The organism is Craterilacuibacter sinensis (genome assembly GCF_009831765.1).
Classification (GTDB): domain Bacteria; phylum Pseudomonadota; class Gammaproteobacteria; order Burkholderiales; family Chromobacteriaceae; genus Craterilacuibacter; species Craterilacuibacter sinensis.
On the sequence record NZ_WSSB01000008.1, the window covers coordinates 141,012 to 167,729 of the forward strand.

Consider the following 26,718-nt stretch of genomic DNA (forward strand, 5'->3'; position numbering starts at 1 on the left):
AGCATCAATCAGGACGACTGCGGCACCGCCATGCCGCGCTGTACGGCAGGGCGCGCAGCCATCATGTCGGCCCAGCGCTGCACATGGGGAAAGTCAGCCAGCGCGACCATATGCCATTCATGGCGCGCAACCCACGGGTAAAGTGCAATATCGGCAATGCTGTAGTCACTACCGGCGACAAAGCGATGATCGGCCAGTTGCCGGTCCAGCACGCCATACAGGCGCAAGGTCTCGTCGTGATAGCGCTTTTGCGCATACGGCAGGGTTTCGGGCGCATAGCGCAAAAAATGATGCGCCTGCCCCAGCATCGGGCCGAAGCCGCCCATCTGGAACATCAGCCATTGCAGCACGCGATAACGCGCCGCCCCCGCTGCCGGCAGCAAGCGGCCGGTCTTGTCCGCCAGATAAATCAGGATGGCGCCTGACTCGAATAACGCCAGTGCTGTACCATCCGGGCCGTCTGGGTCAACGATGGCCGGAATCTTGTTGTTCGGGCTGATCTTGAGAAAGTCGGGCGCGAACTGCTCGCCCTGATTGATGTCGACCGGAAACACGGTGTAAGGCAGATCAAGCTCTTCCAGCGCGACAGAGATTTTCTTGCCGTTAGGCGTACCCCAGGTGTAAAGCTCTATCATGCTTCTGCCTCCTCGCTATTAATTCACTTAGCATAGAGCAAGGCAGAAGCGGCGGCCAGCCCCCTCAAACGCCCGCTTGCGTCCCCAGTTCCACCACTCGTCCGGGCGGCAGATGGTAATAGACAGCAGCACTTTCGCCCTGCCGCGCCAGCCAGCGGAACATGCTGCGCCGCCAGCGCGGCACATCTGCCAAAGTTTCCAGCGCACTGACCCGGGTGAGAAAAAATGAGGTGTCTTCCAGCTGAACCGCCAGCCCCGCACGACCTGCCTGAGCCAGCGCCGCCGGCACATCCGGCTCTTCGCGAAAACCATAACGCAGATGCACGCACCACAGATCGGGCACCCGCATCTGCACCGTAACGCGCTCGGCTGCAGGCACGCGCGGCACCTCCTGTGCATCCACATGCAACAATACAATCTGCCGGTGCAGCACTTTGTAATGCTTGATGTTTTGCTGCAAGGCCAGCGGCACGCCGGTCGGGTCCGAGCTCAGATACACCGCCATGCCCTCTACCCGTAGCACATCCGGCGGCCGGGCGATAAAGTCAGCCAGCGTTTGTGCACAAGCATCACGCTGGCTGGCAATGGCGGCAGTGCCACGCTTCCAGCTGGTCATCAGGGCAAACAATACCAGTGCCAGCGTCAAGGGCACCCAGCCGCCGGCAATGATCTTGGTCGCGTTGGATGCAAAAAACAGCAGTTCAACCAGCCACAAGCCCAGCAATAAGGCCATCAGTTTCAAGCGCTGCGTGCCGTGGAACGACAGGAACACCAGCGTCAGGCACAGCACGGTGGTGATATTCATCGCGCCGGACACGGCGATGCCGTAAGCCGCCGCCATGGCATTGGGCGAGCGAAAGCCCAGCACCAGCAAAACCACCGCCAACAGCATCAGCCAGTTGATACCGGGCAAGTACACTTGCCCGCGCTCGGCATCCGAGGTGTGTTTGACATTAAAGGGGGGCAGATAACCCAGATGGCCGGCTTGCACCGTCATGGAGAATACGCCGGCGATGGTAGCCTGTGCCGCAATGACGGTTGCCAGCGTAGCCAGCACAACCAGAGGCAGTTGCAAGGCATCAGGCGCAAGGCCATAAAAGGGATGATTAACGGCAGAAGGGTCGCGCAGCAGCAGCGCCCCCTGACCGAAATAATTGAGCATCAGTGCCGGCCACACAAGGCGGAACCAGGCCAGACGGATGGGGCGTGCGCCGAAATGTCCCATATCCGCATACAGTGCTTCGCCGCCGGTCATGGCCAGAAATACCGCCGATAGCAGCAAAAAAGCCGCACCTGGCGACTCGATGGCAAAGCGGATGGCGTAAAGCGGACTCAAAGCCTTCAGTACAGATGGCTGCTGCACAATGCTGGCCGTGCCCAGCGCCGCCAGCGTCAACAGCCATAACAGCATCACCGGCCCGAACAGACGCCCGACCGTGCCGCTGCCAAAGCGCTGGATGCCAAACAGCCCGCCCAGCACCAGCAGCGTCAACGGCAAAATCAGCGGGGTCAGTGCCGGATCCACCACACTCAGCCCCTCGATGGCAGAGAGCACCGAAATGGCCGGCGTAATCACCGCATCGCCAAAGAACAGCGCCGCACCGAAAATACCCAGCGCAACGGCAAAACCGGCCACACGCGGGTGCTGCGCAGCCTTGGCATGCACCCCCGCTGCCAGCGCCAGCACCCCGCCCTCACCGTCGTTATCGAAGCGCAGCACCAGTAGCATATATTTGAGCGAAATCACCAACAGCACCGCCCAAAACAGTGCCGACAAAGTCGCCAGCACATGGGCTTCACTGGGCGTAAGGCCATACAACCCGACAAAAGCCATACGAAAAGCGTATAGCGGGCTGGTGCCGATATCGCCGTACACCACGCCCATTGCGGTCAAAGCCAATAACCACGGTGTTTTGTTACTCGTTTGCTGTGCCATTTCCCGTCCCGCCAAGCATGCTGTCCAGTTCATTCCCTATGCCTAGCCTAGACGAGTTCGATGCCATCACCGCCTTGCTTACTTGCGCTGCGGCATGGGAATACCCAAATCCGCCCAAGCGGCCGGTCCCATTTCCTGCAGCAGGGCAATATTGCGCCGGTAGATGGCATCGGTGTCGGGCATGGCCGCTACCGCGCGCGCGATACTCGATTCACGAATCAGATGCAGGGTCGGATAAGGCGAACGGTTGGTGTAGTTGCTGATTTCATCCGCCTCGGTGCCCTCGAAACGAAAGTCGGGGTGAAACGGGGCAATCTGCAAGATGCCGTCCAGACCATGCTCGGGCAAAGCCGCATCGGCAATGTCCAGCATCTGGTTGAAGTCGTCAAAATCGGGAAATAACGAGGGATGTACCAGCAAGGTCGTGTCAGTCTCATCGGGACTGGCGGCCGCCAGAAAGTCGAGTTCGCGATCCAGTTCTTCCAGAAAAGCATCCAGATGCGGCGCCTCGCTGACCACGATGCGGATCTGGTTTTTCACATAGACCGACTTGGCAAACGGACACAGATTCAGCCCGATCACCGCCTTCTCCAGCCAGATGCGGGTGGCGGCAACAATCTCTTCTTGTTTCATGTATCAGGCTCGCAAAAGCCCAGTGTACGCTGAAAAAGGGATGTCTCCGTGACGGGTTGCTGCTTATACATCAGCCCCCCTTCCCCGTCAGCCTCACGCAGATGAAAAGCACCGCCCGTACAGGGCAAAAAGATGGGCGTAAAAAACCCCTGTCTTCAGGACAGGGGTCGATTTGGCGAATAAGCAAAAAGCCTAGTGTCCGGCTTTCAGGTTCTGCCACAGGCGGGTATAGCCCTGAATCACCTTGGGGGGCATGGTCAGCAACACAAAGCTGCTCTTAAGATCATCCTTGCTCGGGAAGATGGAGCGGTCGCTGACGTACGCCTTGTTGACGAACTTGCGCGCGGCCAGCGAGCCTGGTGCATAGGTAACGGCATTGGCGTTATTCGCGGCGACCTTGGCGTCCAGGGCGTAATTGATGAACTTGAGCGCATTGTCGCTATTGGCCGAGTCTTTCGGAATCACCATGCTGTCAACCCAGATACCGGTACCCTGCTTGGGCATCAGCACCTCGATCTTCACCCCGTTTTTAGCCTCGGCCGCTCGGCGCTTGGCGATATTCAGGTCTCCCGAATAGCCCATGGCCACACACACAGAACCACCGGCCAGCTCATTGATATAGCCGGATGACGAGAAGCGGGCATAGGACTTGCGTGCCGCCTTCAGCTGCGGCAGCAAGGCTTTGTAGTCTTCGACATTGGTGCTGTTCGGGTTTTTGCCGGCGTAATGCAACGCCATCGGGAAAAATTCGGTTGGGGAGTCCAGCACGCTGACACCGCAACTCTTGAGCTTGGCGACCACCTCGGGCTTGAAAATCATGTCCCACGGGTTGGCAGGCAAGCTGCCGCCCAGCGCCTTCTTCACCTTGTCGGTATTGATGGCCAGTGTATTCAAGCCCCAGAAGTAAGGCACCGCGTATTGATTGCCCGGATCGAACTGCGCCATGATGCGCATCAATTCGGGGTCAAGATCCTTGTAGTTGGGGATCTTGCTCTTGTCTATCGGCTTGAACATGCCGGCCTTGATGCCCAGCTCCAGCGTATTGCTCGACGGCACAACCAGATCGTAACCGGTGTTGCCGGTCATCAGCTTGGCACGCAATACTTCATTACTGTCGTAGACGTCGTAGCGCACATTGATACCGGTAGCCTTCTTGAAATTAGGCACCGTATCTTCGGCGATATAGTCCGACCAGTTATAGATGTTCAAGGTACCTGCGGCGTAAACGGCCGGCGCCAACAAAGCAAGGCCCAAGGCCAGGGTGCTCAGCGGTTTGATTGTCATCTTGGTTTTCTCCTTTGCCGATACAAAAGGCCGACGGTTCTATTGCGCCGGCTCTCAGGCAGAGGCTAACCCCGATGGCATCGGCATGTCTAATGTTTTATTAAACACACACCATGACCAACCCACAGCAACAAAAACCACATCGGCTGCAAGCCCTGCAAACAAAGGATCCAAAACAAAACACCCTATCCGGCAAAGGACAGGGTGTTGATTTGTTTAAACAAAACTAAAAACAACATCAGCGCCCTGACTTCAGACCCTGCCACAGGCGGGTGTAGCCCTGTATGGTATGCGCCGGCAGTGTTTTACCGACAAAGCTGCCCTTCATATCGTCTGCTGTCGGGAAAATAGTACGGTCATTCACATAAGCCGGACTCATGTATTGGCGCGCTGCCGGCACACCGGGCGCGTACGTCACCGCGTTGGCATTGGCCGCTGCGGTTTTCGGTTCCAGCATGGCGTTAATAAAACGGTAGGCATTGTCGACATTGACCGCATCCTTGGGAATGGCCATCACATCCACCCAAACGTCCAGCCCGGACTTGGGCAGCATCACCTGGATATTCACCCCGTTCTTTGCCTCGGCAGCACGGCGCTTGGCGATATTCAGATCACCGGAAAAGCCCATGGCGACACAGACCGAACCACCGGCCAGCTCGTTGATATAACCGGACGAGGAAAATCTGCTGTAATTGGGGCGCAGCTGTTTGAGTGCCGGCATCATGGCCTGATAGTCGGCCAGATTTTCGGTATTGGGATCTTTGCCGTAGTAATGTAAGGCGGCCGGAAAGAATTCGCTGGGCGAATCAAAGACGCTAATGCCGCAGCCCTTCAATTTTGCCGCCAGCTCCGGCTTGAACACCAGATCCCATGGGTTGTCAGGCAGCTTGCCGCCCAGCGCCTTCTTCACCTTGTCGACATTGATGCCCAGCGTGTTGATGCCCCAAAAGTACGGGACCGAATAGGCATTACCCGGGTCGAACTGCGTCATCAGCTTCAATAGCGCCGGATCCAGATTTTTGTAATTGGGGATCTTGTTCTTGTCCAGCGGCAAAAACATGCCGGCCTTGACGCCCAGCCCCAGCGTATTATGCGATGGCACCACGATGTCGTAACCGGTTTTACCCGTCATCAGTTTGGCGCGTAACACCTCGTTACTATCGTAAATGTCGTAGCGCACCTTGATCTTGTTGGCCTTCTCGAATGCAGGCACCGTCCCCTCTGCAATGTAATCCGACCAATTGTAAACATTGAGCGTACCGGCGGCCTGCGCCAAGGGCATCGCCAGCATCAGGCCCAGGCTGACCGCAGTGGTAATGGCTTTCATCTTGTTTCTCCAGTCGCTTTGCAATTTAAAGCGCCTCTAGCGGACGCATTGATTCGAATAGGCAGACGCTTTCCAACAACAAAGCCGGCCGGTTAGCACCCCGGCCGGCTGCATAAACGCCATGACAAAGCTATCACGACTATGGCATGAACGGCCCTATTTCTTGCGGTACACCACCTTGCCTTTGAATACGGTCATATCGACTTCGGTTTCGGCAATTTTCTGCGGCTCACCTGCCGCGACCAGATCAAACAGGTTCTGGTTCAACACGATAAAGTCGGCCGACTTGCCACGCTCCAGCGAACCGGTCAGCTTGTCCTGACGCACAGCGCGCGCACCATTGATGGTGTAGGCCGCCAGCAGGTTCTGCAAAGAAGTACGCTCGATTGCGGTGTAGCCCTTGTCGCCATTGTCCACGCTTGAGCGGGTCACGCCGGTGGCGATATTAACGAACGGACGCGGATCACGACTATCAACCGGTGCATCGCTGCCGGCGACCAGCACCGCGCCCGCCTTGCGTGCAGACTCGACCGGATAAAAGGCCTGCTTCACATAGCCCATAGGGTCATACAGCACATCCATGATGGACTGCCCCTTCTTGCTAGGCTGGATGAACGGTGTCACCAGCAGATCGTAAGCGATGGACGGCGAAGTCCAGGCATAGGTAAAGGTCAGGAATACCCCCAACTTGCCGAGGCGGACCTGATCTTCCGGTGCCACCATCTGCAAGTGTGCAATAGTGTGCGGAATCTTGCTGTCACCGTTGCGGTCCCGCGCCGCTTGCAGCGCATCGACCGCCACCCGAGTACTGCGGTCACCAATGCTGTGCATGTGGACACTGAAACCGTCCTTGTCCAGCGCGCTCACATAATTCGCCAGATCCTCGCCCTTGTAGTTGACGATGCCCTTATTGCCCGAGTCTTCGCTGTCTGCCTCAACCGTGGTGGTGTCGCTGGCCGGGTCATACTTAAGATGCGGTGTTTGGTAGTTATGGATCATGCCGGCATTCGGGGCGACCGGCGGATTACTGAACGGGTCGCCTTCCAGCACGCCATCGACAAAAATCTTGACCGCATCCGCCTTGATCAGCGGATTAGCGGCAAAGGCGCTACGCGCCTCGTTTGCCTTTTTCAGGTGACCCGGGATATCCACCACGCCCGCGTAATCATCCATATTGAAACAGGTGGCCGCCGTCACGCGCATATTCAGCAAATTGCGCTTTTGCATGCTGAGGTAACGGTCGCGAACGAAATCGTTGGCACAGGCATCCTGAATACCGGTAATACCGCGCGACGCCATCATCTCGGACACTTTGGGCAAAATGGCCTCGTACAACTGCTCGGCTTCCTTGCCATGGGCACTTAACACACCCGTGTCAGGCACCGGAATGGCGGCACGGGCATCCTCGCGGATCACTCCGCTATCAAGGTTGACATAGGGGGCAAACGCCTCGAATACCGCACCTGTAGCCAGCGATGCCGCATTGAAGCCGACCGTGTTACCTTTCTCATCCTGCGCCATGGCCAGCGCTGCCGAGTTGTAGGCACTGGCATGCCCGTCCACACCAGCCAGCATCACCGGATTGTTAGGCGCAGCAGCATCCAGCGCCTGCCTGACATTCTGGTAATTGGCGGTGACATTATTACCCTCGTATGGCGACCACTGGTTCACCACCAGCCAATCCCCTGCCTTGGGCGCGTACTTGGGCAGGCAGGTCTTCACCTTGTTGGCCAGTTCGTCCAGCGTCACCGCCTTGCCGTCGATATCGCACATATCCAGCGCCACCGTTCCCAAGGCATGGATATGGTTGTCATGCAGGCCGGGCAGCACCATCTTGCCGCCCAGATCCACGACCGGGTAGCCACGATTCTTATAAGCCTCGGCATCGGCCCGGCTTCCCACCTGCACTAGCTGCCCCCCCTCCACCACAAAGGCGTCGGCTACCGACTGTTTATCGTCCTGCGTATACACCTTGCCATTGATATAAATGGTGCCCTCTTTGGGCTGGCTACTCCCGCCCGAACTGCTGCAACCGGCCAGCAATAACAGCCCCATGATCATGGCCCGCTGGCCACCTGCTACGGTATTCAACATATCTCTCCTCCATTATTTGACTGCGGCATTTGCTCTGATTGTCACCACACCTCCTTTATTGCAGCTATTACTGTAAATTGCAGCTATTACTGCAATAAACGGACGGCAGTGTAGTTGCCGCGCCACAGCCCCCCCCTTATAGTGTTGCCACATCCATTGCCGGCCTTGAGTCCTTATGCCTGACACCCTGCCCCCCATCCCCGGGCTTCCCGCTAACTTGCGCATGCGCCGCGAACCGCAGCAGCAGCGCACTTGGGAGACTGTCCAGAAAATCGAGCAGGCGACGCTTGGCTTGCTGGCCGAGCAGGGTTTTACCGCACTGAACACCAACGCGATTGCCGAACGAGCCGGCGTCGGCATCAAGTCGCTCTACCACTTGTTTCCCAATAAAGAAGCCATCATCTGCCGGCTGGCTGCGGCATGGCTGTCAGCGGTACGTGAAGCGCAGGAGAACATCAGGACACAGGACCTGGATTGGCCCGCCACATTGCAAGCGCTAGACAGTGCGCTGGATACGCTGGATGTCCGCTTTGTCGGCCATGGCGCGCTATGGCGCGCCATGGACCTGATCCCGGCCTTGCAGGAACTTGAACTTGCCCACGAGCGCGAGCAAATACGCTTTTGGACCGAGCGTTTCCGCCACTTCGGCTGCCGCTGGCCCGAAGCCGACCTGATCGCCCTGATCACTTCGTTCTACCGCAGCTTTGATGTTGCCAAGCAATGCGCGAAGGAAACAGGGGACAGTGGCCGCCCGTTATGGCTATTGCACCGGCTATGGCTGGAACGCCTGATCGCGACAGCCATCAGCGAACCTGACCCGGCAAGCACCTTGCAAAAGCTGTCGGCAAGCGGCAACTGACCTTGCGCTTTTACGCAAAAAAGCCACGACATGGAGCCGTGGCTTTGTATTACATGCAATGGCCAGAACAACCTACTTGCCGGCCTTCAGCTTCTGCCACAAGCGGGTATAGCTGCGTATCGTTTCCGGCTGCAGTGCCACTGTCACAAAGCTGCCCTTAAGCGCGTCTGCCGGTGGAAACAGCACAGGTTCGGACACCAGCACCTTATCGATGTAAGGCTTGGCCGCTGCGACGCCCGGCGCATAGCTGACGAAATTGGCATTGGCCGCAGCCGTTTTCGGCTCCAGCATCGCATTGATAAAACGATGGGCTTGCGCCTGATTGACCGCCCCTTTGGGAATGGTCAGGCTGTCGACCCAGATATTGAGCCCACTCTTTGGCATCAACACCATCAACTGCACGCCATTGCCAGCCTCGGCTGCACGCTTGCGCGCAGTATTCAGGTCGCCCGAATAGCCCATGGCCACACATACCGAACCATCGGCCAGTTCATTGGTGTAGCTGGAGGAGTTGAACATACGATAAGACTTGCGCGCTGCTTTCAGCGTCGGCATCAGCGCCTCGTAATCGCTGACTTGATTGCTATTGGGATTCTTTCCTGCCCAATGCAAAGCAGAAGCAAAGTACACGCCGGCCGAGTCCAGTACGCTGACACCACAACCCTTGAGTTTCGCCACCACCTCCGGCTTGAATACCAGATCCCACGGATCATCCGGCAGCTTACCACCCAGCGCCTGCTTCACCTTGGGCACATTAATCCCGACCGTATTCAGCCCCCACAGATACGGCACCGCATAACGGTTCCCCGGATCAAACTGCTCCATCAGCTTTAGCAGTTGCGGGTCGAGGTGTTTCCAGTTGGGCAGCTTGCTCCGGTCCAAAGGCTCGAACATGCCGGCCTTGATCCCCATATCCACGGTGTACTGGGTCGGCACTACAATGTCGTAGCCGGTATGGCCAGTCATCAATTTGGCGCGCAGCATTTCATTACTGTCGTACACGTCGTAACGCACCTTGATCCCGGTCACCTTCTGAAAAGCCGGCACCGTACCCTCTGCGATATAGTCGGCCCAGTTGTAGACATTGAGCCTGCTCTCCGCCTGCGCCGTTGCCATGCTGCCGACCAGCGCCAAGACAGACACACACCACTTACTTACTGTCATCCCCTATCTCCTGCAGAAACAATCGAAAAACGCCTGTTGCCAGACCTGTCACTTCAATGCATCAAGCCTTCCAGCGCATCGGCACCGGCTCCGACCAGCCGGCGCAGGCGGGCAGGAATGTCCTGCCGGTCAGCGAGCGCATCGTCCAGCACAAACGCCGAACGGATGGCGTGGTAGCCCAGATAACGCAGCGGCTCGGGCTCCCAGCGGCGCAGACTGGACAATCCCGCCTCGCCCTCTACCCAGCGCTGGCGCGTCAACAAGGTTTCACGTTCACAAATCAGATCGGCCAGCGTACGCCCCATCAGGTTGCTGGCTCCCACCCCTTCGCCACCGTAACCACCGGCACACGCCACACCCCGGCTACGATCCCGCAGGGCAAACGGAGTAAAGCCTCGCGCCAGCCCCAGTGAACCGCCCCAGGCGTGGGTGATGCGCACGTCTTGCAGTTGCGGAAAGAATTGCCGCATCAGTTCGGTGCGTAGCGAGAACTCATCGCCTTGCGGATCGAAATCCCAGCGCGGCCGACCGGCAAACTGGTAGCCGCCACGGGCACCAAACAGTAAACGCCCGTCTGCTGTACGCTGGCCATAAGTCACCCCGCGCGACAGATCGGAAAAAGCCGCACGACCGGCCAGGCCAATCGCATCCCATTGCGCCGCAGACAAAGGTTCGGTCGCGACAATCAGACTTTGCGCCGGCTGCACCCGCCCTTTAAGTTCTGGCAACGTAGTACTGGCGCCCTCCAGTGCCGGCACAATCCAGCGCGCCCGCACCTCGCCACCTTGCAGGCGAACCCGGCCCTTGCCAAAGCCTGCCACCGGGCACGCTTCGTGCACACGCACGCCCATACGCCGCACCGTGTGCAGCAGGCCCTGCACCAGTTTCAAGGGGTGCAAGGTGGCGCAATGCGGCGAAAAAACGGCGCCCAGGCCATCGGCTATTTGTAGCTGTGCGGCCAGTTCGCTTGCGGACAACCAGCGAAAATCTGCAGCGGTATGTCCCGCACGCTGCAGATCGGTCAACCAGGCGCGGGCACGCCGTGCCTGCGCCACGCCACGGGCCGCGTACAACACGCCGCCATGGGCCAGATCGCAGCCTATGCCCTCGCGCTCACACACGGTTTTCACCTCATCGACAATGCCGTACAAAAGTTGGCGTGTGGCTTCTCTTGCATCTTCATCCAGGCTGGCCAGCCACGCATCCTGCCCGGCAATACCGCCGATCAGCCAGCCGCCATTGCGGCCGGAGGCGCCAAAGCCGGCATGCGCAGCCTCGAATACTTGCACGTGCAGCGCCGGGTCCTGCCGCTTCAGGTAATAGGCCGTCCACAAACCGGTGTAGCCGGCCCCGATAATGGCCACATCGCACTCCTCCGCGACGGGCGGCAGGGAAGATGGCGCGACAGCAGGCAAGGCACCCTGCCACAGACAGCTTGCAGGCAGATGGCTCATGCACCCTCCCATTGCGGAGGTGGCGCCATCGGCAGCATCATAAAAAACTTGCGCACCGGCTCAAGCGACGTCCAGCTACCCTCAAAGCCAGGCTCCAGCAAAAAGGCATCCCCCGCACCGAACTCAATGCTACGCCCAGCCGCATCACCTATCCGTACCCGCCCGCTGAGCAATAGGCAAAACTCGTATTCATCGGGCAAAGACTTGTGCTTGCTATAGTCGTCGGAGGCCCAGATGCCGGCACTACCGGCCACACGTCCAAACAAGGGCCACAGCCGTAACTCGGGCTTGCCGCCCAACACCAGTGCCGGTGCATCGTAGTAATGCTCAGCCTCACTGGTCGCAGCCCGGTGCAACACCCTGACAAAATCCGGCAACATCTCCCGCCCCCCGCTGTCGTTTAAACGTGCGGCAATACTAAGGGCGGGCTTTATGTTTTGTCGTGCGTGCGGGACCGCTCGAAATCGGCGGCGGCAAAATAGCGTTGCACCGTGGTGCCGGTGGCTTGACGGAAGGCTTTGTAGAAAGTGGAAATGGAAGAAAAACCGGCGTATAGCGCCATGTCCATGGCAGACGCTGGACGTGCATTTGCCGGCAGCGCCAGCAGATGGGCTATGCGCGCACGCGCAAGATAGGTATAGAAGGAGACACCCAGCACATGGTTGAGCGCATGGGAAATCTGGTTGCGGGTGTAACCACTGGCCGTGGCCACCGCCGCCAGATTGAGATCGGGATCAAGATAGGGTCGGTGACGGCTGAAATAGTCCTCGAGGTCGGCCACCAGCCGAGTCAGGCGCAAGGGCGACAGTCCGATGCGGCCTGCCCCTTGTGCTGCACTGTTGCCGGCGACCACGCAGTACTCTTTCACCTCGATGATCAGGCCGTCTTGCACCCGGATCACTTCGCTGCCGTGAAAGCGCGTCAGTCGCCCGCGCACCATTCGGCTTTTCACCGTATAGCAATACTGCAAAAAAGCGCAGTCGCCGTCGACACGGATGCGGTCGGTGTGTGCCAGCGACTCGTTGGCACCGGAGGGCAGACTGTCGAGCACATAGTCGCGCAACCCGCAAAGCGTGATCAGGCTGCGACCGTGAAAGTCATGGTAGCGCACCTCGGGATGATACAAAGCCATCACCGCGTCCACATCCAGCGCCTTCCACGCGCGGTGATAGCGCTCGACCACGACATGCGTGACGGCGCTATCATCTGCCATCAGTGGCGTGCCTCGCGCACCGCATGCACTACATCCATCTGGAACAGGGCATTGACGTCGTCTTCGTCAAACACATACTGCTGGTTGCAGAATTCGCAGTTAATCTCGATGCTGCCCTGCTCCAGAATCACATTGGCCACTTCTTCGCCACCGAGCATCTTCAGCATATCGCCGACCCGCTCCTGGCTGCAGTTGCAGGCAAAGGCCAGCGTCTCGGCGTCGAACAGGCGCACCGCATCATCGTGGTACAGGCGGTGCAGGATTTCGGTTGCCGGCAGCTCAAGCAACTCTTCGCCCTTGAGCGTGGAGGCCAGCGTCTGCACATGGTTCCAACCCTCGGCATCGCCATGCCCGTCCGGCAGGCGCTGCAACAACATGCCGGCAGCGGAGCCTGCATCGGCAGCCAGTACCAGCTTGGTATCCAGCTGCTCGGAGCGCTGCATATAGTTTTCCAGCATCTGGGCCAGGCTGTCGCCTTCCAGCGCGACAATACCCTGCCACGGCTGCCCTTCTTTCGGGTCCAGCGTAATCACGAACTGGGCGCCCACGCCGACCAGTTCGGCCAGCGTAGCGCCGTCCTTGACGTCGTCCCACTTGGCTGTCGCGCGCAAAGTACGGTCGGCATTGCTTTCGACCACCGCCAGCTTGAGCGCGCCCTTGCCCTGGATCTGCATAATCAGCGTGCCGTCAAACTTGAGATTGGCCGCCAGCAAGGCGGAGGCCGCCATCATCTGGCCGACCAGATCGCGCACCGGCGCCGGATAGTGGCGGCGCGACAGCACCGCCTGCCAGGCATCGTCCAGCCTGACCAGTGCACCGCGCACCGGTGCGTCGTCAAAAATAAAGCGCTGCAGGGTATCGGTTTGGTTCATGGTTATTCCTTGCCTAGCGTAAAAGTGTAAAGCGACATCGGCAGCGCCGACGAGAGATCAAACTCGCAGCCGGCCATAATGCCGCGCTCGGCGATCTGCGCCGCAGTCAATTCGTCCTGATAACAGTTGTACATCGCCCCCATGGCGTAAGCCCGGCCCGAGCCTATTGCCCAGTAGCGCGAAAACTCGTACACCTCGCGCATCGGGTAAACGCCGAAAATACCGTGGCTATTGGCCAGCAGCAGCATCATATGGCTGGACTCGTACGGGTCGTCCTCTTCCTCGTCCGGCTTGAGGAAAAAATTGTCCTTCAGCTTGGGGTGAAGCTTGCGGAAGGTCTCGAAAATGCCGGCACGCGAACTAAGATCGCGCGTTTTCAGGCTCCTGAGCGCATTTTGCAAGACCAGATCATGTGCCGCCGAGCCGGCAATGGCGAAATGGTGCTCGCCGATACGGAAAATCTTGTCGTGAAAACGGTCGTAGCCGGCGAGCAGTTTCTGGTCGTCGCCAAACGTGGTCTGGCTATCGGCCGCAATCGCGACCTCATTCCCTTTGCGCACTACCACAATGGTGGTCATAGGCTCACCTTAAGCTGCGACAAAAGCGGTAAGATTAAGGCCAAACCGCCAAATTACAAGGGTAAGCGCTTCTTAAAGCGCCTGCCCGCCAGACGGAACCCGCCTTATGTGCCAACTGCTTGGAATGAACTGCAATACCCCGACCGACATTCTGTTTTCCTTCGAAGGCTTTCACCGCCGCGGCGGACTGACCGACCACCATGCCGATGGCTGGGGTATCGCCTTTTTCGAGGGCGCGGGCGTACGTCTCTTTATCGACGACAAACCCTCCAGCGATTCACCGGTCGCCGATCTGGTGCGCCGTTATCCGATCAAGTCGAAAAACGTGATCGCCCATATCCGCAAGGCCACCCAGGGCGAGGTCCGCCTGGAAAACTGCCACCCCTTTGTGCGCGAGATGTGGGGGCAATACTGGATTTTCGCCCACAATGGCGATCTCAAGGCATTTAATCCGCCCAAAGGCAGCCACTATCAGGCAGTCGGCAGCACCGACTCGGAACACGCCTTCTGCCACATCCTCGAACAATTGCGCCAGCGCTGGGACCGTGCGCCTGAACCCGGGCAACTGTTTGACGAGGTGGCACGCCTGAGCGCCGAAATCCGTGCACACGGTACATTCAATTTCATGCTGTCCAACGGCGAATGGCTGATCGTCCACTGCGCCACCCAATTGCACTATATCGTACGCCAGGCTCCATTCAACACCGCGCATCTGGTCGACGACGATGTCAGCGTCGACTTTTCCACGCTCACCACAGCACAGGATCGCGTGGCCGTAATCGCGACCTTGCCGCTGACCGATAACGAAGTCTGGACCGCGCTCGCGCCCGGCGAATTGCTGATGTTGCGTGACGGCGCACCGCTATTCAGCCTGCGCAGTTAAGCCCCTTCCCCTCCATGCCGGGCATCCCGCCCGGCCTGCCTGTTGCAAGCGACCGACACTCGTCTTGCAGCGCAGTAGCCCTAATGCCGGCACGAGCTTATGCTAAAAGGATACGCCAAACCCGACCCGAGACTTGCATGAGCCGCTTCGACTTCAGCCACCCGCCCTTTGACAGCCTGACCGCCTCCGAACAACAGTCACTGGAAGCTTGTGCCGACATTGCCTTTTTTGCCGACGACGACGAAATCATGGGGCCGGGCAAGCCGGTCGATACCCTGTGGGTGGTGATCAAGGGCATCGTGCGCGAGATGGCCGGCGAGGAAGTGATCGGGGTCTATCGCGAGCGCGATACTTTCGATGCCCGGGCACTGATCGCCGGTGAGACACATAACCGCTTTGTCGTGCATGAAGAAGCCCTGCTCTACGCCATCCCGCGCGCGCAACTGATGGAACTGACCGGGCGTAACCTGCGCTTTGGTGCCTACTTCTACGCCAGCGTATCGCACAAGCTTGCCGCCTTGTCGGAACGCCCCGGCCATCGGGAACTGCAGACCCTGCTCACCGCACGCGTGCGCGATGTGCGCCTGCGTGAACCTGTCAAGGTCGATGGCAGCACCACCTTGCAGCAAGCGGCCGAAACCATGAAAGCGCAGCGGGTAAAGTCGCTATTGGTGCAAGATGGCGCGCGGCTGGGCATCTACACCACCACCGATTTTCGCGACGTCATCATCAACGGCACGCCCTATCACACCCCGCTTAGCGAACTGGGACAATTCCAGCTGATGAGCGTGGACATCGACGACTTCCTGTTCAATGCGCTGTTGACGATGACGCGCAACAATATCCGCCGTCTGGTGGTCACCTCAGCCGGCCAAGCGGTCGGCATTCTGTCCCAGGTCGATGTGCTGTCTTATTTCTCCAACCATTCCCACCTGATCGCCCAGCGTATCGAACGCGCGCAGAATCTGGACGAACTGGCTGATGCCGCCGGCCAGATCACGCGTCTGGTACGCATCCTGTCCGGACACGGTGTCAAACCGCCGCAGCTCGCGCGACTGGTGCAGACGCTGAACGCGCGCCTGTTCGAGCGGGCATGGCAGATGCTGGCGCCACCGGCTCTGCAGGAAAATAGCTGCCTGATTGTGATGGGCTCGGAGGGACGTGGCGAGCAGATTCTCAAGACGGATCAGGATAACGCGCTGATCATCCGCGACGGCTTTCCCCAAGATGGCGTCGCCGAGATATGCGATGCCTTCTCGGGGGCGCTGGCGCGCTTTGGCTACCCGCCATGCGCCGGCGGCATCATGCTCAGCAATCCGGCATGGAGGCTGAATCAAAGCGAGATGCAGGCGCGTATCCAGCAATGGACATTCCAGCCGGACAGCACTTCGCTGATGAATCTCGCCATCTTTGTGGATGCCGAAGCCGTCGCCGGCGATGCCGGCTTATTAAGAGAAGCACACGAGGTGCTGCAGCAGGCCATCGCCGACGATGCCGCGTTCTATGCCCGCTTCGCCCGCGCCATCGAACAATTCGACACCCCACTCGGGCTGTTCGCCCAGTTGCTGACACGCGAAGCAGACGGTGAGGCCGTGCTGGACCTGAAAAAGGGCGGCATCTTCCCCATCGTGCATGGTACGCGCGCACTGGCACTGGAGGCTGGCATCCACGAAACCAACACGCTGGAACGCCTTGCCGCCCTGACAAGCAAAGGCCTGCTCGAACAGGAGTTGTCGCACGATCTGGCCGAGGCGCTGACCTTTCTGATCGGGATCAAGCTGGGTTCGGGGCTGGATGCACTGGAAGAGGGGCGGCAGCCGGATAATCTGATTGCACCTTATCGCCTGTCCACGCTGGAGCGCGACCTGCTGAAAGATGCCTTTGCCGTGGTCAAGCGCTACAAGAGCATGTTGCGCCACCACTTCAAGCTGGGGAGTTTCTGATGCTGGCCGCCCTCACCCGTCGCTGGCAAAAGGGCCGGCTCACCGACCCGCGCTATGCCGGCCTATTCGACGAGCACCCGGACGAAATCGTCAGCGTAGACTGCGAAACCACCAGCCTCGATATCGCCGAAGCAGAGCTGCTCTCTATCGGCGCGGTCAAACTGCGCGGCAACCGCATCCTGTCCAGCGAGTCGCTCTACCTGCTGGTCAGGCCGGAAAAGCGCCCAGATGCGGGCAATGTCAGCGTACACGGCTTGCGCCCGCGCGATGTCGGAGACGGCATGGCGCCGGCCGATGCCGTATTTCAGCTGCTGGACTTTATCGGCGGACGGCCACTGGTCGGCTACTACCTCGAATACGACATGGCCATTCTCAACAAATACGTGAAGGGCCTGATCGGCTGTGCCCTGCCTAACCGCAGGATAGAGATCTCGGGGCGCTACTACGACTACAAGCTCAGACAGCAACCGGACAGCCATGTCGATCTCAGGCTACAGACCCTCGTCGACGATTTGAAGGTGCCGGCACTGCCGCGCCATGATGCACTCAATGATGCCATCACCGCCGGCATGCTCTACCTCGCACTTAAACGACGCGGGTTTGGCTAAGCCAGCTTGGCTAGCAAGCAAAAAGAAGCCATCTATATTTTCTTGATCTGGAGATGACGCATAGCAGGCGCTGGAAGCACCCTCCACCCTGATCTGACTTGACAAGCGGAATAGATTCGCAGCGCGAGTTCACACCTGCTCGACGACCCCATTACGATACTGAGCTTATTGATTTTCAGCCTCTGCACTCAAACGATAACCTATCCCCGTTTCGGTCAACAGATAATGCGGCCTAGCGGGGTCCTGTTCGAGCTTTTGTCGCAGATGCCCCATATAAATTCGCAAGTAGTGATTTTGCTCGACGTAGTTGGCGCCCCACACCTCCTTCAGCAGCTGGCGATGGGTCAGCACTTTGCCGCGCTGGGCAATCAACGCCACGAGCAGGCGATACTCGAGCTGCGTCAGATGCACCAACTCGCCGGAACGGCTGACGCGGCGCAAGCCCAAGTCCACCACCACTTCCCCTAGTGTCACCTTCTCGCTTTCGCCTGCGGCACTGTTACCACGGCGGCGCAGCTGCGCGCGCACCCTGGCCTGCAGCTCGCCGGAACCGAATGGCTTGGTCAGGTAGTCGTCGGCACCGGCGTCAAGGGCGCTGATTTTATCCAGCTCGCTCACCCGGGCAGACAGCACGATGACCGGCACGCTGCTCCAACTGCGCAAATCCGCCAGAAAACCGACGCCGTCACCATCGGGCAGGCCAAGATCGAGCACGATCAGATCGGGCTTGCGCGTACCTGCCTCGATCAGCCCACGGGTCATATTTTCGGCTTCATGCACGCGATGCCCGTCATCCTCCAGGGTGGCTTTGACAAAGCGGCGGATGACCTCTTCGTCTTCGACAACCAATATGTTTGCCGCACTATTCACTACAGTTTCTCCGGATCAAAGTCCAATTCCGGCTGGGTCTCCAGCGGAAGCAACAGGGAAAAGCAGGCACCACCTGCCGGCAGATTGGCCGCACTGATCGTACCGCCGTGCACATGGGCAATGGTCTTGCAGATTGCCAACCCCAGCCCCACCCCGCTGATACTGGACTCACGCTCGCCCCGGGTAAAAATGGTAAACAACTCGGCAGGGTCACCCGGCGGCAGGCCACGGCCTTCATCGGTAACACTTAGGCGGATATGCGAACTTGTGGCGTCCGCCGACAATGTGATGGTACTGCCAGCCGGGCTATATTTCAGCGCGTTTTCCAGCAGGTTGACCAGCAGGCGCTCGAGCAGAAGCGGGTCGGCGTACAGCATGGGGCAGTCCTGCGGCACGTCTATCTGCAAGCGGTGGCTGGCGGTGGCGCTACCCAGAGCGGCAATGGTGCCGCCAATCAGCTCCAACGGTGGCAGCCAGTCGCGCCGCAAGGTCACGCCACCGGCCTGCAAGCGTGCCATTTCCAGTAAGTTGGTCACCAGCCGCGAGATGCGCTGGCTTTGCGCCTGCAAGGTGGCGGCCTGCGCCGCCAGAGGGGAAGCGTCGCGGGCCAACTGCCGCTGCAGCGTTTCCGCCTGGCCGGTGAGCGCCGTCAGTGGCGTACGCAAGTCATGCGACAACGCCGCCAATAGCGAGTGACGCAAGCGTTCCGACTCCATAATCACGAGCGTTTGCTGAGCGACCGCAATGTAGTGCAAGCGCTCCAGCGTTTGGGCCACCAGCGCAGTCACTGCTTCGCACAGGCGGCGATTGTCCGGTTCCGCCAGTAATGCACGGTCAGGCACCGCCAGCACCAGCACGCCGCGCGTGCGCATGGGCGCTTTTAGCGGCAAATACAGATAAGGTGCATTCGGCAAGGTGTTAGTACCGACCCCTGCTGGCTCGGCGCGATCGTAACACCAACGTACGATCGCGCTATCTTCGCCCAAATCTGCCCCCTCTTGCGGCAGCAGCGCACCGTCGTCATCCGGAGGCAGCCACAAGCGCACGCTGCCGCCCAAGCTGGCATGCAAAAAGCGCGTACTGATTTCGCCGACCTGTTCGGGCAGCAGGGCCACACCCAGCTCACGCGCCATTTCGTACAGCGTGCGGGTGTGCGCCTCGCGCTGGCGCGCCTGCGCCGCGCTATGACGTTGACTCGCCACCAGTTGCCCGGCCACCAGCCCGACGATCAGCATCACCACAAAGGTAATCAGGTACTGCACGTCGGATACGGCAAAAGAAAAATGTGGCTGCACAAAGAAAAAATCGAACAGCGCCACCGACAGCACGGCCGTGAGCGCTGCCGGGCCACGGCCATAGCGTACTGCCGACCACAGCACCCCCAACAGATAAAACATCACCAGATTGGTGGGTTCCAGCACGCCGTGCAGCGGCGAGGCTAATAGTGTAATGGCCGCGCATAGCAGGCTGGATGCCAGCCAGCCGCGCCGTGCCAGCTGCCACTGCGGCCAACGTTTGGGCTGTTTCTCGCTGCTCTGGCTACTCAATAGCAGCAGACTCAGGTCGGGTGCATCCTGCTGCAGGGCTCGTTGCAGCTGCGCTGAGGCCAGCGGTGCCGGCATTGCCAGTAGCGACAGGTTGTGGCGTCGCGCGTAGGCCACGACAAGACGTGCTGGCTGCTGGCCGCTGAGCACCAGGGTCGTTGCCCCCTGCTCGGCAGCCTGCTGCAACGCAGCCAGTGCAGCGCTGCGCTCATCAGCTGAGGCGCCACCATTGTCCAGCCAGACGGCATGCCATGGCGCGCCCAATAGCCGTGCCAGGCGCAGGCATTGGCGTACGCAGTCGCTGCCGTGACGTCCATCCACCAGCAGCAGCATGCTGTGACTGGTGGCCCATACCGGCACGCTGTGGCTAATGGCACGCTGCGCTTTCATCTGGCCGTCGACGCGATCCGCCATGCGGCGCAGCGCCAGCTCGCGCAGTGCGATCAGATTACCTTTGCGAAAAAAATTGGCGGCGGCACGCTCGGCCACCTCGGGCAGATAGACCTTGCCTGCTGCCAGCCGGTGCAGCAAATCGTCCGGCGGCAAATCGACCAGCCTCACCTCATCGGCTTGGTCAAACACATGGTCCGGCACGGTTTCACTGATCTCCACACCGGTCACGCGGCCGACGATGTCGCGCAGGCTATCCAGATGCTGCACATTCATCGCGCTGTACACGTCAATGCCGCTGGCCAGCAGCTCTTCCACATCTTGCCAGCGCTTGGGATGGCGGCTGCCGACAGCATTGCTGTGTGGCAATTCGTCAATCACAACCAGCGCCGGGTGACGCGCCAAGATGGCATCAATATCCAGCGCCGCCAGCACCTTGCTTCGGTGATCCAGCTGGCGCCGCGGCAATACATCCAAACCGGACAACATGGCTTCGGTGTCGGCGCGGCCATGCGTATCGACCCAGCCGACCAGCACGCTCAGACCCTGCGCGCGTTTTTCCTGCGCCTCGGCCAGCATGGCATAAGTCTTGCCGACGCCAGGGGCGGCACCAAAAAACAGTTTCAACCGGCCACGCGGGCGCGGCAAGCTGGCTAACAGGGCATCGGGGTCGGGACGGTGTTCTGACACAAGCATGGGCATTCGATCTGGTCTAAGTCAGGCCGGGATTGACCGCTTGCGGTCAATCCCGGCAAATGGCAGTGCAATCAACCGCGCGGCAGCACCATATTCAAGCGCAGCACATTGACCCGCGCCGTCGCCTGGCTACCAAACCAGCTGTTTTCTGCCTGTTGCAGCACCAGCTGTTGCAGCTTGCCGGCATCAAGATGGCGCACCTTGGCGATGCGTGGCACCTGATACAAGGCGGCGGCCAGGCTGATATGCGGATCCAGCCCGCTCGCCGACGCGGTGACCAGATCGGCAGGTACCGGCCCTGGCGCGACCGGACCGGCCGCTTTCAGCGCGGCGATGCGCTCGGCGACGGCTTTTGCCAGTGCCGGGTTGGCCGGTCCCAGGTTGCTGCCACCGGAGGCGGCACCATTATACGGACTGCTGGCGGTCGCGGATGGGCGGCCCCAGAATTCGTCCGCTTTGCCAAAGGACTGACCGATCAGCGCCGAGCCCACGACCTGACCGTTTTGCACGATGAGCGAGCCATTCGCCTGCGCGGGCAGCAACACCTGAGCGAGGCCGGTCACGGCCAGCGGATAGATCAGCCCCAACAGTACAGTCAGCCCCAGCAACAGGCGGGTCGCTGGCCACCAGAGCGCGCGCTCTGCGCGGCTGGCGAGATTCGGATTGGCAACGATAGATTGCATGATATTCCTTTCAGTATTGCCGGCAGCCAGGCTGCCGGCGCGCGAATTACACCAAACCCAGCACAGCCAGCAGCATGTCGATCAGCTTGATGCCGGCAAACGGCAGCAGCAGGCCGCCCAGGCCGTATACCAGCAGATTGCGGCGTAGCAGGGCTTCGGCGCCCAGCGCGCGATAGCGCACACCTTTGAGCGCCAACGGGATCAGCACCACAATGATCAGCGCATTGAAAATCACAGCCGACAACAGCGCCGAGGCCGGGCTGGTCAACCCCATCACGTTAAGCAGCGCCAGTTGCGGATAGGTGCTGGCAAAGGCCGCCGGGATGATGGCGAAATACTTGGCCACATCATTGGCCAGACTAAAAGTCGTCAGCGCACCGCGCGTCATCAGCATCTGCTTGCCGATTTCCACCACCTGAATCAGCTTGGTGGGGCTCGAATCCAGATCCACCATATTGGCGGCCTCGCGCGCTGCCTGGGTGCCGCTATTCATCGCGACCGCCACGTCGGCCTGCGCCAGCGCCGGCGCGTCGTTGGTGCCGTCACCGGTCATTGCGACCAGTTGACCACGCTTCTGATAATCGCGGATCAGCGCTAGCTTGTTTTCCGGCGTGGCTTCAGCCAGAAAATCATCCACACCGGCTTCGGCCGCAATGGCAGCAGCGGTCAGACGGTTGTCGCCAGTCACCATCACCGTCTTGATCCCCATCTGGCGCAACTGGGCAAAGCGCTCCTTGATGCCCGGCTTCACCACGTCTTTCAGCTCCACCACGCCCAACACCTCTGCGCCTTCGGCGACCACCAGCGGTGTGCTGCCGCGGCTGGCGATATCGTCAACCTGCTGCTGCAAGACAGTACTGAAGCTGCCGCCCTGCTGCTGGATATGGCGGCGGATGGCGTCAGCCGCACCCTTGCGAATCTGGCGGGAGCCCAGATTGATGCCGGACATGCGCGATTGTGCGGTAAAGGGCACAAAGCTAACACCGGCCGGGGTGAGCCCCTGCTGCAGCGCGTGCAGTGTGTTATGACCACTCTGCTCGCCCTCATGCAGGACGGCAGGACTGCGGGTTAGCCTCTGCGCCAGTACCACAATACTCTTTCCCTCCGGCGTGTCGTCAGCCAGCGAGGCCAGCCAGGCCGCCTCGGCCAGTTGCACCGGGGTATGGCCGGCCGCGGCAATAAACGCCGAGGCCTGGCGGTTACCAAAGGTGATGGTGCCGGTCTTGTCCAGCAACAGCACGTCGACATCACCGGCCGCTTCTACCGCGCGCCCGCTGGTGGCGATGACGTTGGCCGCCATCAGCCGGCTCATACCCGCCACGCCGATGGCCGACAGCAGGCCGCCGATGGTGGTGGGGATCAGGCATACCAGCAATGCCAGCAGTACCGGCAACGAAATGACCGTGCCACTGCCGGCACTGTTCACGCTGTACACCGAAAATGGCAGCAAAGTCACCGTGACCAGCAAGAACACCAAGGTCAACGCCAACAACAGGATGGTGAGCGCGACCTCGTTCGGTGTCTTGCGGCGTTTGGCACCCTCCACCATGGCGATCATACGATCGATAAAGGTCTCACCCGGGTTGACCGTGGCGCACACCACGATCCAGTCTGACAGGACGCGGGTGCCGCCGGTCACCGAACTGAAATCCCCCCCCGATTCGCGGATCACCGGTGCGGATTCGCCGGTGATCGCAGACTCGTCTACACTGGCAATCCCTTCGATAACCTCGCCATCGCAGGGGATCAACTCGCCATGCTGCACCAGTACTACGTCTCCCTTGCGCAGATCGCTGGCGTCTACCAGAGTAAAGCCGGCTCCATAGCGATGCGGAGCAGCCAGTTTTTTGGCGATAGTGGCTTTTTTCAGGCCTTTCAGACTGGCAGCCTGAGCCTTGCTGCGGCCTTCTGCCAATGCCTCGGCAAAGTTGGCAAACAGCACGGTAAACCACAGCCATACCGCAATGCTGCCGGTCAACCAGGCGGGGGCATCCCCCTGGCCCTGCAAGGCCATCACCCACAACACGCTGCACAACACGCTGCCCAGGTACACCACGAACATCACCGGATTTTTTAGCTGTTCACGCAGCGCCAGCTTGCGCACGCTATCCAGCAGCGCTGGTTTTAATAGCGCAGGATCAAACAGTGGCAGGCTTATTTTCTTTTCTGTCATGATTTTCTCGCTTAGTGCGCCCATATCATCAGATGCTCGGCCACCGGGCCCAATGCCAATGCAGGCAGGTAGGTCAAAGCACCGACCAGCAATACGCTGCCAACCAGTAGACTGATAAACAGGCCACCGTGGGTAGGCATGCTGCCATTGGTGGTCGCCAGGGTTTTCTTGGCTGCCAGATTGCCGGCCATGGCCAGCACCGGCACGATGATGGCAAAGCGGCCCAGCCACATGGCAATGCCCAGCATGGCGTTATAAAACGGGGTATTAGCTGACAGGCCGGCGAAAGCGCTACCGTTGTTGTTGGCCGCCGAGCTGAAGGCGTACAGCACCTCGGAAAAACCGTGCATACCGGGGTTGGCCAGACCGGCAAGACCTGGGGCAAGCAGCACGCTGGCAGCTGTACCCAGCAACACCAGTGCCGGCGTGGTCAGGATCACCAGTGCGACCATTTTCATATCAAAGGCTTCGATCTTTTTACCCAGATATTCCGGTGTACGCCCCACCATCAGGCCGGCCACAAATACCGCCAACACTGCAAATATCAACATGCCGTACAGGCCGGAACCCACACCACCGAACACCACTTCGCCCAGCTGCATCAACCACATCGGCACCATCCCGCCCAGCGCGGTCAGGGAGTCGTGCATGGCATTCACGGCACCGCAGCTGGCGGCAGTCGTCACGGTAATGAACAGACTGCTAGCTGCCATACCAAAGCGCACTTCCTTGCCTTCCCAGTTACCACTGCCACCATCGATCCCCAGTGCGGTGAGTAGCGGGTTGCCCTGGCTTTCTGCTGCCATCACCGCGACGGCACACGCGATAAAGATCACGCTCATGGCAATGTAGATGGCCCAACCCTGACGGCGATCACCGGCAAGGCGGCCGAAGGCATGGGTAAGCCCGGCAGGGATCAGGAAAATGGCCAGCATTTGCAGCAGGTTGGTCAGTTCGGTAGGGTTCTCGAACGGATGGGCGGAGTTGGCATTGAAGAAGCCACCGCCATTGGTTCCCAGCATCTTGATCGCCTCCTGCGAGGCAACCGGCCCCATCGCCAGCGTCTGAGCGTGCCCTGCCAGCGTGGTGTAGGTGGTATAGCCGGACAGGTTCTGCAGTACGCCCTGCTGCACCAGTACCAGCGCCAGTACGATGGATAGGGGCAGCAGCACATAGACCGATACCCGCAACACATCGGCCCAGAAGTTGCCCAGGTCGGCGCTCTCGCGACGCGTAAAGCCACGCATCAGCGCAAAGGCCACGGCGATCCCGGTAGCGGCAGACAGGAAGTTCTGCACCGCCAGACCCACCATCTGGGTGAGATAGCTCATCGTGCTCTCGCCGGCATAACCCTGCCAGTTGGTATTGGTAACAAAGCTGATCGCGGTATTGAATGCCGAGCCGACCTCCACCGCTCCCATGCCCTGTGGGTTCAACGGCAACAAACCCTGCAACCGCTGCAGCGCATACAGCAGCAGCGCGCCTAGCAGGTTGAATACCAATACCGCCAATGCATACTGGCGCCACCCCATGCCTTCGTCGCGGATGCCCGCCATGCGCAGCAGCATTGCATCCACTCGTTGCCAGCGTCCGCTTACCCGGCCAGCGGCTAGCGGTGCCAGCCAAGCCCCCATGGGATGGGCACTCAGGGTCAGCAGCAGCATAAATACGCCCTGTAGGCAGAAAAATTGCAGCATCATGCCAAATCCTCCGCGTGCAGCAGGGCGTACACCAACCAGCCCGCCAGCCCCAGCGCCGAAATAGCAGCGACAATCGTCAGCAGAGTCATGACATCCCCTTATCTGACTGCTTCTCGTATAGCTTCAGCAGCCCGTACACGGCGCAAAAAAGTAGCGCCAAACCTGTCACCCAGATCATGTCTTGCATGTTCACCCCAGTGGTTTTACCGACAGCTGTACTCTAGGGAAGGACGTATAAAGGGCATGTAAAATGAAAATGGCAAGGTGTAAAATTTGTATAAAAACAGAATGGATATTTGCAGAGGACGTTGTTGCCAGCCCAGTCTTTGAGCTGATTTGGCGAGCGCTGTAGGCGCGCGGCGAGGGGCCAATCTTGCTCGACGAGTTCACCGTGAATCGCCAGCATACAAGCGCATTGATCATGATCACGGTCGGGCTGTCATCAATCTTGCCTTGGCTGGCAATAGATCAGCGGGAAAGCCTTACGTTTCCAGTCGTCAAGGTGGAGGCAGGAGCGGGAGGGTTGTATTACCTAAGTCCAGGCCGGAACCCGCGCCAGGCTAGATAAAGATAATCGGGCTTGTCTGCGGGGGCGAAGCGCTGCGGCTTTCTGATGGAAGGCAGACATGAAAAACAACGGCCGGACGCCCGTCAAGGATAGGCATGTGCCGGCCAAAGAGAAGGCTTAGTAGCCGGTTTCGGCGTGCATGCTCTGGACTAGCTGGCCTGCGCCCAGCGACATCATCAGCAAGGCTACCCGCTCGTGCACGATAACCGTGTGTGCATTGCCGCTCTCCTGCATCAGCGTACGCAGACGCTCGCGTACCACCGGCGCGCCAGTCACATCGATGATGACATCAACAGCAGGCTGGGCACGAACCAGTGCCTCGAAGTCGTTACTTACTGCAATCTGGCGCTCACGCGCGAGTGCGATGCCCGACAGAGCGAGATCAAGATCGGCCACGGCATATACCTCCACAAATGGTGCATCCAGTAGCTGGCGCAGCAGCGGGGTACCGGTCTCGCCGGCGCCGATCATCAATACGGAAATCTTCTTCATCGGACTGCTCTTCACTGTGGGAAAAGCAGCAGCATGCCCACAAAACCCATATCGCATGTTGCGCCAAGTCAAAAATAATGGCACCACGCGGGTGCCATTATTTTCAAAGAGAGAAACAA

General features: G+C 59.6%; 22 protein-coding genes. 4 read left to right on the forward strand and 18 right to left on the reverse strand.

Features of this window, described 5'->3' with window-relative positions; all coding sequences use genetic code 11:
- Positions 1-8 precede the first annotated feature (8 nt).
- From GQF02_RS10260 to GQF02_RS10285, 6 genes are all read right to left on the reverse strand, one after another.
- Positions 9-635: a glutathione binding-like protein gene (locus GQF02_RS10260; RefSeq protein WP_124736287.1), complete on the reverse strand. Its 627-nt coding sequence runs from the start codon at positions 633-635 to the stop codon at positions 9-11.
- Between the two features lie 64 nt (positions 636-699).
- On the reverse strand, positions 700-2,571 hold the full coding sequence (locus GQF02_RS10265; RefSeq protein ID WP_160796877.1) for a potassium transporter Kup: 1,872 nt from the start codon (positions 2,569-2,571) through the stop codon (positions 700-702).
- 78 nt (positions 2,572-2,649) lie between these two features.
- A complete protein-coding gene (locus tag GQF02_RS10270) occupies positions 2,650-3,204 on the reverse strand; it encodes a DUF1415 domain-containing protein (protein ID WP_160796879.1) in 555 nt (184 codons plus the stop codon).
- Positions 3,205-3,396: 192 nt separating this feature from the next.
- Positions 3,397-4,488 carry a polyamine ABC transporter substrate-binding protein gene (locus GQF02_RS10275; protein WP_160796881.1) on the reverse strand — a complete coding sequence of 364 codons (1,092 nt, stop codon included), beginning with the start codon at positions 4,486-4,488 and terminating at the stop codon, positions 3,397-3,399.
- 238 nt (positions 4,489-4,726) lie between these two features.
- On the reverse strand, positions 4,727-5,815 hold the full coding sequence (locus GQF02_RS10280; protein WP_124736291.1) for a polyamine ABC transporter substrate-binding protein: 1,089 nt from the start codon (positions 5,813-5,815) through the stop codon (positions 4,727-4,729).
- Positions 5,816-5,971: 156 nt separating this feature from the next.
- A complete protein-coding gene (locus tag GQF02_RS10285; RefSeq protein ID WP_160796883.1) occupies positions 5,972-7,909 on the reverse strand; it encodes an amidohydrolase in 1,938 nt (645 codons plus the stop codon).
- 223 nt (positions 7,910-8,132) lie between these two features.
- Between GQF02_RS10285 and GQF02_RS10290 the strand changes: the two genes are divergently transcribed.
- Positions 8,133-8,768: a TetR/AcrR family transcriptional regulator gene (locus tag GQF02_RS10290; RefSeq protein WP_160796939.1), complete on the forward strand. Its 636-nt coding sequence runs from the start codon at positions 8,133-8,135 to the stop codon at positions 8,766-8,768.
- A 72-nt stretch (positions 8,769-8,840) separates the two neighbouring features.
- Here GQF02_RS10290 and GQF02_RS10295 read toward each other — a convergent pair whose 3' ends face one another.
- From GQF02_RS10295 to GQF02_RS10320, 6 genes are read right to left on the reverse strand one after another with little or no spacing between them, the layout of a single operon-like run.
- A complete protein-coding gene (locus tag GQF02_RS10295) occupies positions 8,841-9,932 on the reverse strand; it encodes a polyamine ABC transporter substrate-binding protein (protein WP_160796885.1) in 1,092 nt (363 codons plus the stop codon).
- 53 nt (positions 9,933-9,985) lie between these two features.
- The gene (locus GQF02_RS10300; protein ID WP_160796887.1) at positions 9,986-11,386 is read right to left on the reverse strand and encodes an NAD(P)/FAD-dependent oxidoreductase; all 1,401 of its coding nucleotides are present in this window, start codon (positions 11,384-11,386) and stop codon (positions 9,986-9,988) included.
- Positions 11,383-11,766: a cupin domain-containing protein gene (locus GQF02_RS10305; protein WP_160796889.1), complete on the reverse strand. Its 384-nt coding sequence runs from the start codon at positions 11,764-11,766 to the stop codon at positions 11,383-11,385. Before GQF02_RS10305 ends, GQF02_RS10300 begins: the two co-directional genes overlap by 4 nt.
- 50 nt (positions 11,767-11,816) lie before the next feature.
- Positions 11,817-12,599: a helix-turn-helix domain-containing protein gene (locus GQF02_RS10310; RefSeq protein WP_160796891.1), complete on the reverse strand. Its 783-nt coding sequence runs from the start codon at positions 12,597-12,599 to the stop codon at positions 11,817-11,819.
- Complete coding sequence (gene hslO / locus GQF02_RS10315) at positions 12,599-13,471, reverse strand: Hsp33 family molecular chaperone HslO (RefSeq protein WP_124736298.1); 873 nt, start codon at positions 13,469-13,471, stop codon at positions 12,599-12,601. The genes GQF02_RS10310 and hslO overlap by 1 nt, the downstream gene beginning before the upstream one ends.
- 2 nt (positions 13,472-13,473) lie before the next feature.
- The gene (locus tag GQF02_RS10320; protein WP_124736299.1) at positions 13,474-14,049 is read right to left on the reverse strand and encodes an Ntn hydrolase family protein; all 576 of its coding nucleotides are present in this window, start codon (positions 14,047-14,049) and stop codon (positions 13,474-13,476) included.
- A gap of 106 nt (positions 14,050-14,155) precedes the next feature.
- Here GQF02_RS10320 and GQF02_RS10325 point away from each other — a divergent pair, with 106 nt between their 5' ends.
- The 3 genes from GQF02_RS10325 to GQF02_RS10335 all read left to right on the forward strand — a co-directional run bounded on the left by GQF02_RS10325 (position 14,156) and on the right by GQF02_RS10335 (position 17,483).
- A complete protein-coding gene (locus tag GQF02_RS10325; RefSeq protein WP_124736300.1) occupies positions 14,156-14,932 on the forward strand; it encodes a class II glutamine amidotransferase in 777 nt (258 codons plus the stop codon).
- Between the two features lie 137 nt (positions 14,933-15,069).
- Entirely contained in the window at positions 15,070-16,875 is a 1,806-nt protein-coding gene (locus tag GQF02_RS10330) for a putative nucleotidyltransferase substrate binding domain-containing protein (RefSeq protein WP_160796893.1), read from the forward strand.
- Positions 16,875-17,483 carry a 3'-5' exonuclease gene (locus GQF02_RS10335; protein ID WP_124736302.1) on the forward strand — a complete coding sequence of 203 codons (609 nt, stop codon included), beginning with the start codon at positions 16,875-16,877 and terminating at the stop codon, positions 17,481-17,483. The genes GQF02_RS10330 and GQF02_RS10335 overlap by 1 nt, the downstream gene beginning before the upstream one ends.
- A 165-nt stretch (positions 17,484-17,648) precedes the next feature.
- Here GQF02_RS10335 and kdpE read toward each other — a convergent pair whose 3' ends face one another.
- From kdpE to GQF02_RS10365, 6 genes are all read right to left on the reverse strand, one after another.
- Positions 17,649-18,353: a two-component system response regulator KdpE gene (gene kdpE / locus GQF02_RS10340; protein WP_160796895.1), complete on the reverse strand. Its 705-nt coding sequence runs from the start codon at positions 18,351-18,353 to the stop codon at positions 17,649-17,651.
- Positions 18,353-20,983 carry a DUF4118 domain-containing protein gene (locus GQF02_RS10345; protein ID WP_220789422.1) on the reverse strand — a complete coding sequence of 877 codons (2,631 nt, stop codon included), beginning with the start codon at positions 20,981-20,983 and terminating at the stop codon, positions 18,353-18,355. Before GQF02_RS10345 ends, kdpE begins: the two co-directional genes overlap by 1 nt.
- Positions 20,984-21,054: 71 nt before the next feature.
- Positions 21,055-21,666, reverse strand: coding sequence for a potassium-transporting ATPase subunit KdpC (kdpC, locus tag GQF02_RS10350; RefSeq protein WP_160796897.1), 612 nt, complete (start codon positions 21,664-21,666; stop codon positions 21,055-21,057).
- Between the two features lie 46 nt (positions 21,667-21,712).
- A complete protein-coding gene (gene kdpB / locus GQF02_RS10355; RefSeq protein ID WP_160796900.1) occupies positions 21,713-23,839 on the reverse strand; it encodes a potassium-transporting ATPase subunit KdpB in 2,127 nt (708 codons plus the stop codon).
- 11 nt (positions 23,840-23,850) lie between these two features.
- Entirely contained in the window at positions 23,851-25,539 is a 1,689-nt protein-coding gene (kdpA, locus tag GQF02_RS10360; protein ID WP_160796902.1) for a potassium-transporting ATPase subunit KdpA, read from the reverse strand.
- A gap of 685 nt (positions 25,540-26,224) precedes the next feature.
- On the reverse strand, positions 26,225-26,599 hold the full coding sequence (locus tag GQF02_RS10365) for an oxidoreductase (protein ID WP_160796904.1): 375 nt from the start codon (positions 26,597-26,599) through the stop codon (positions 26,225-26,227).
- Between the last annotated feature and the right edge of the window lie 119 nt (positions 26,600-26,718).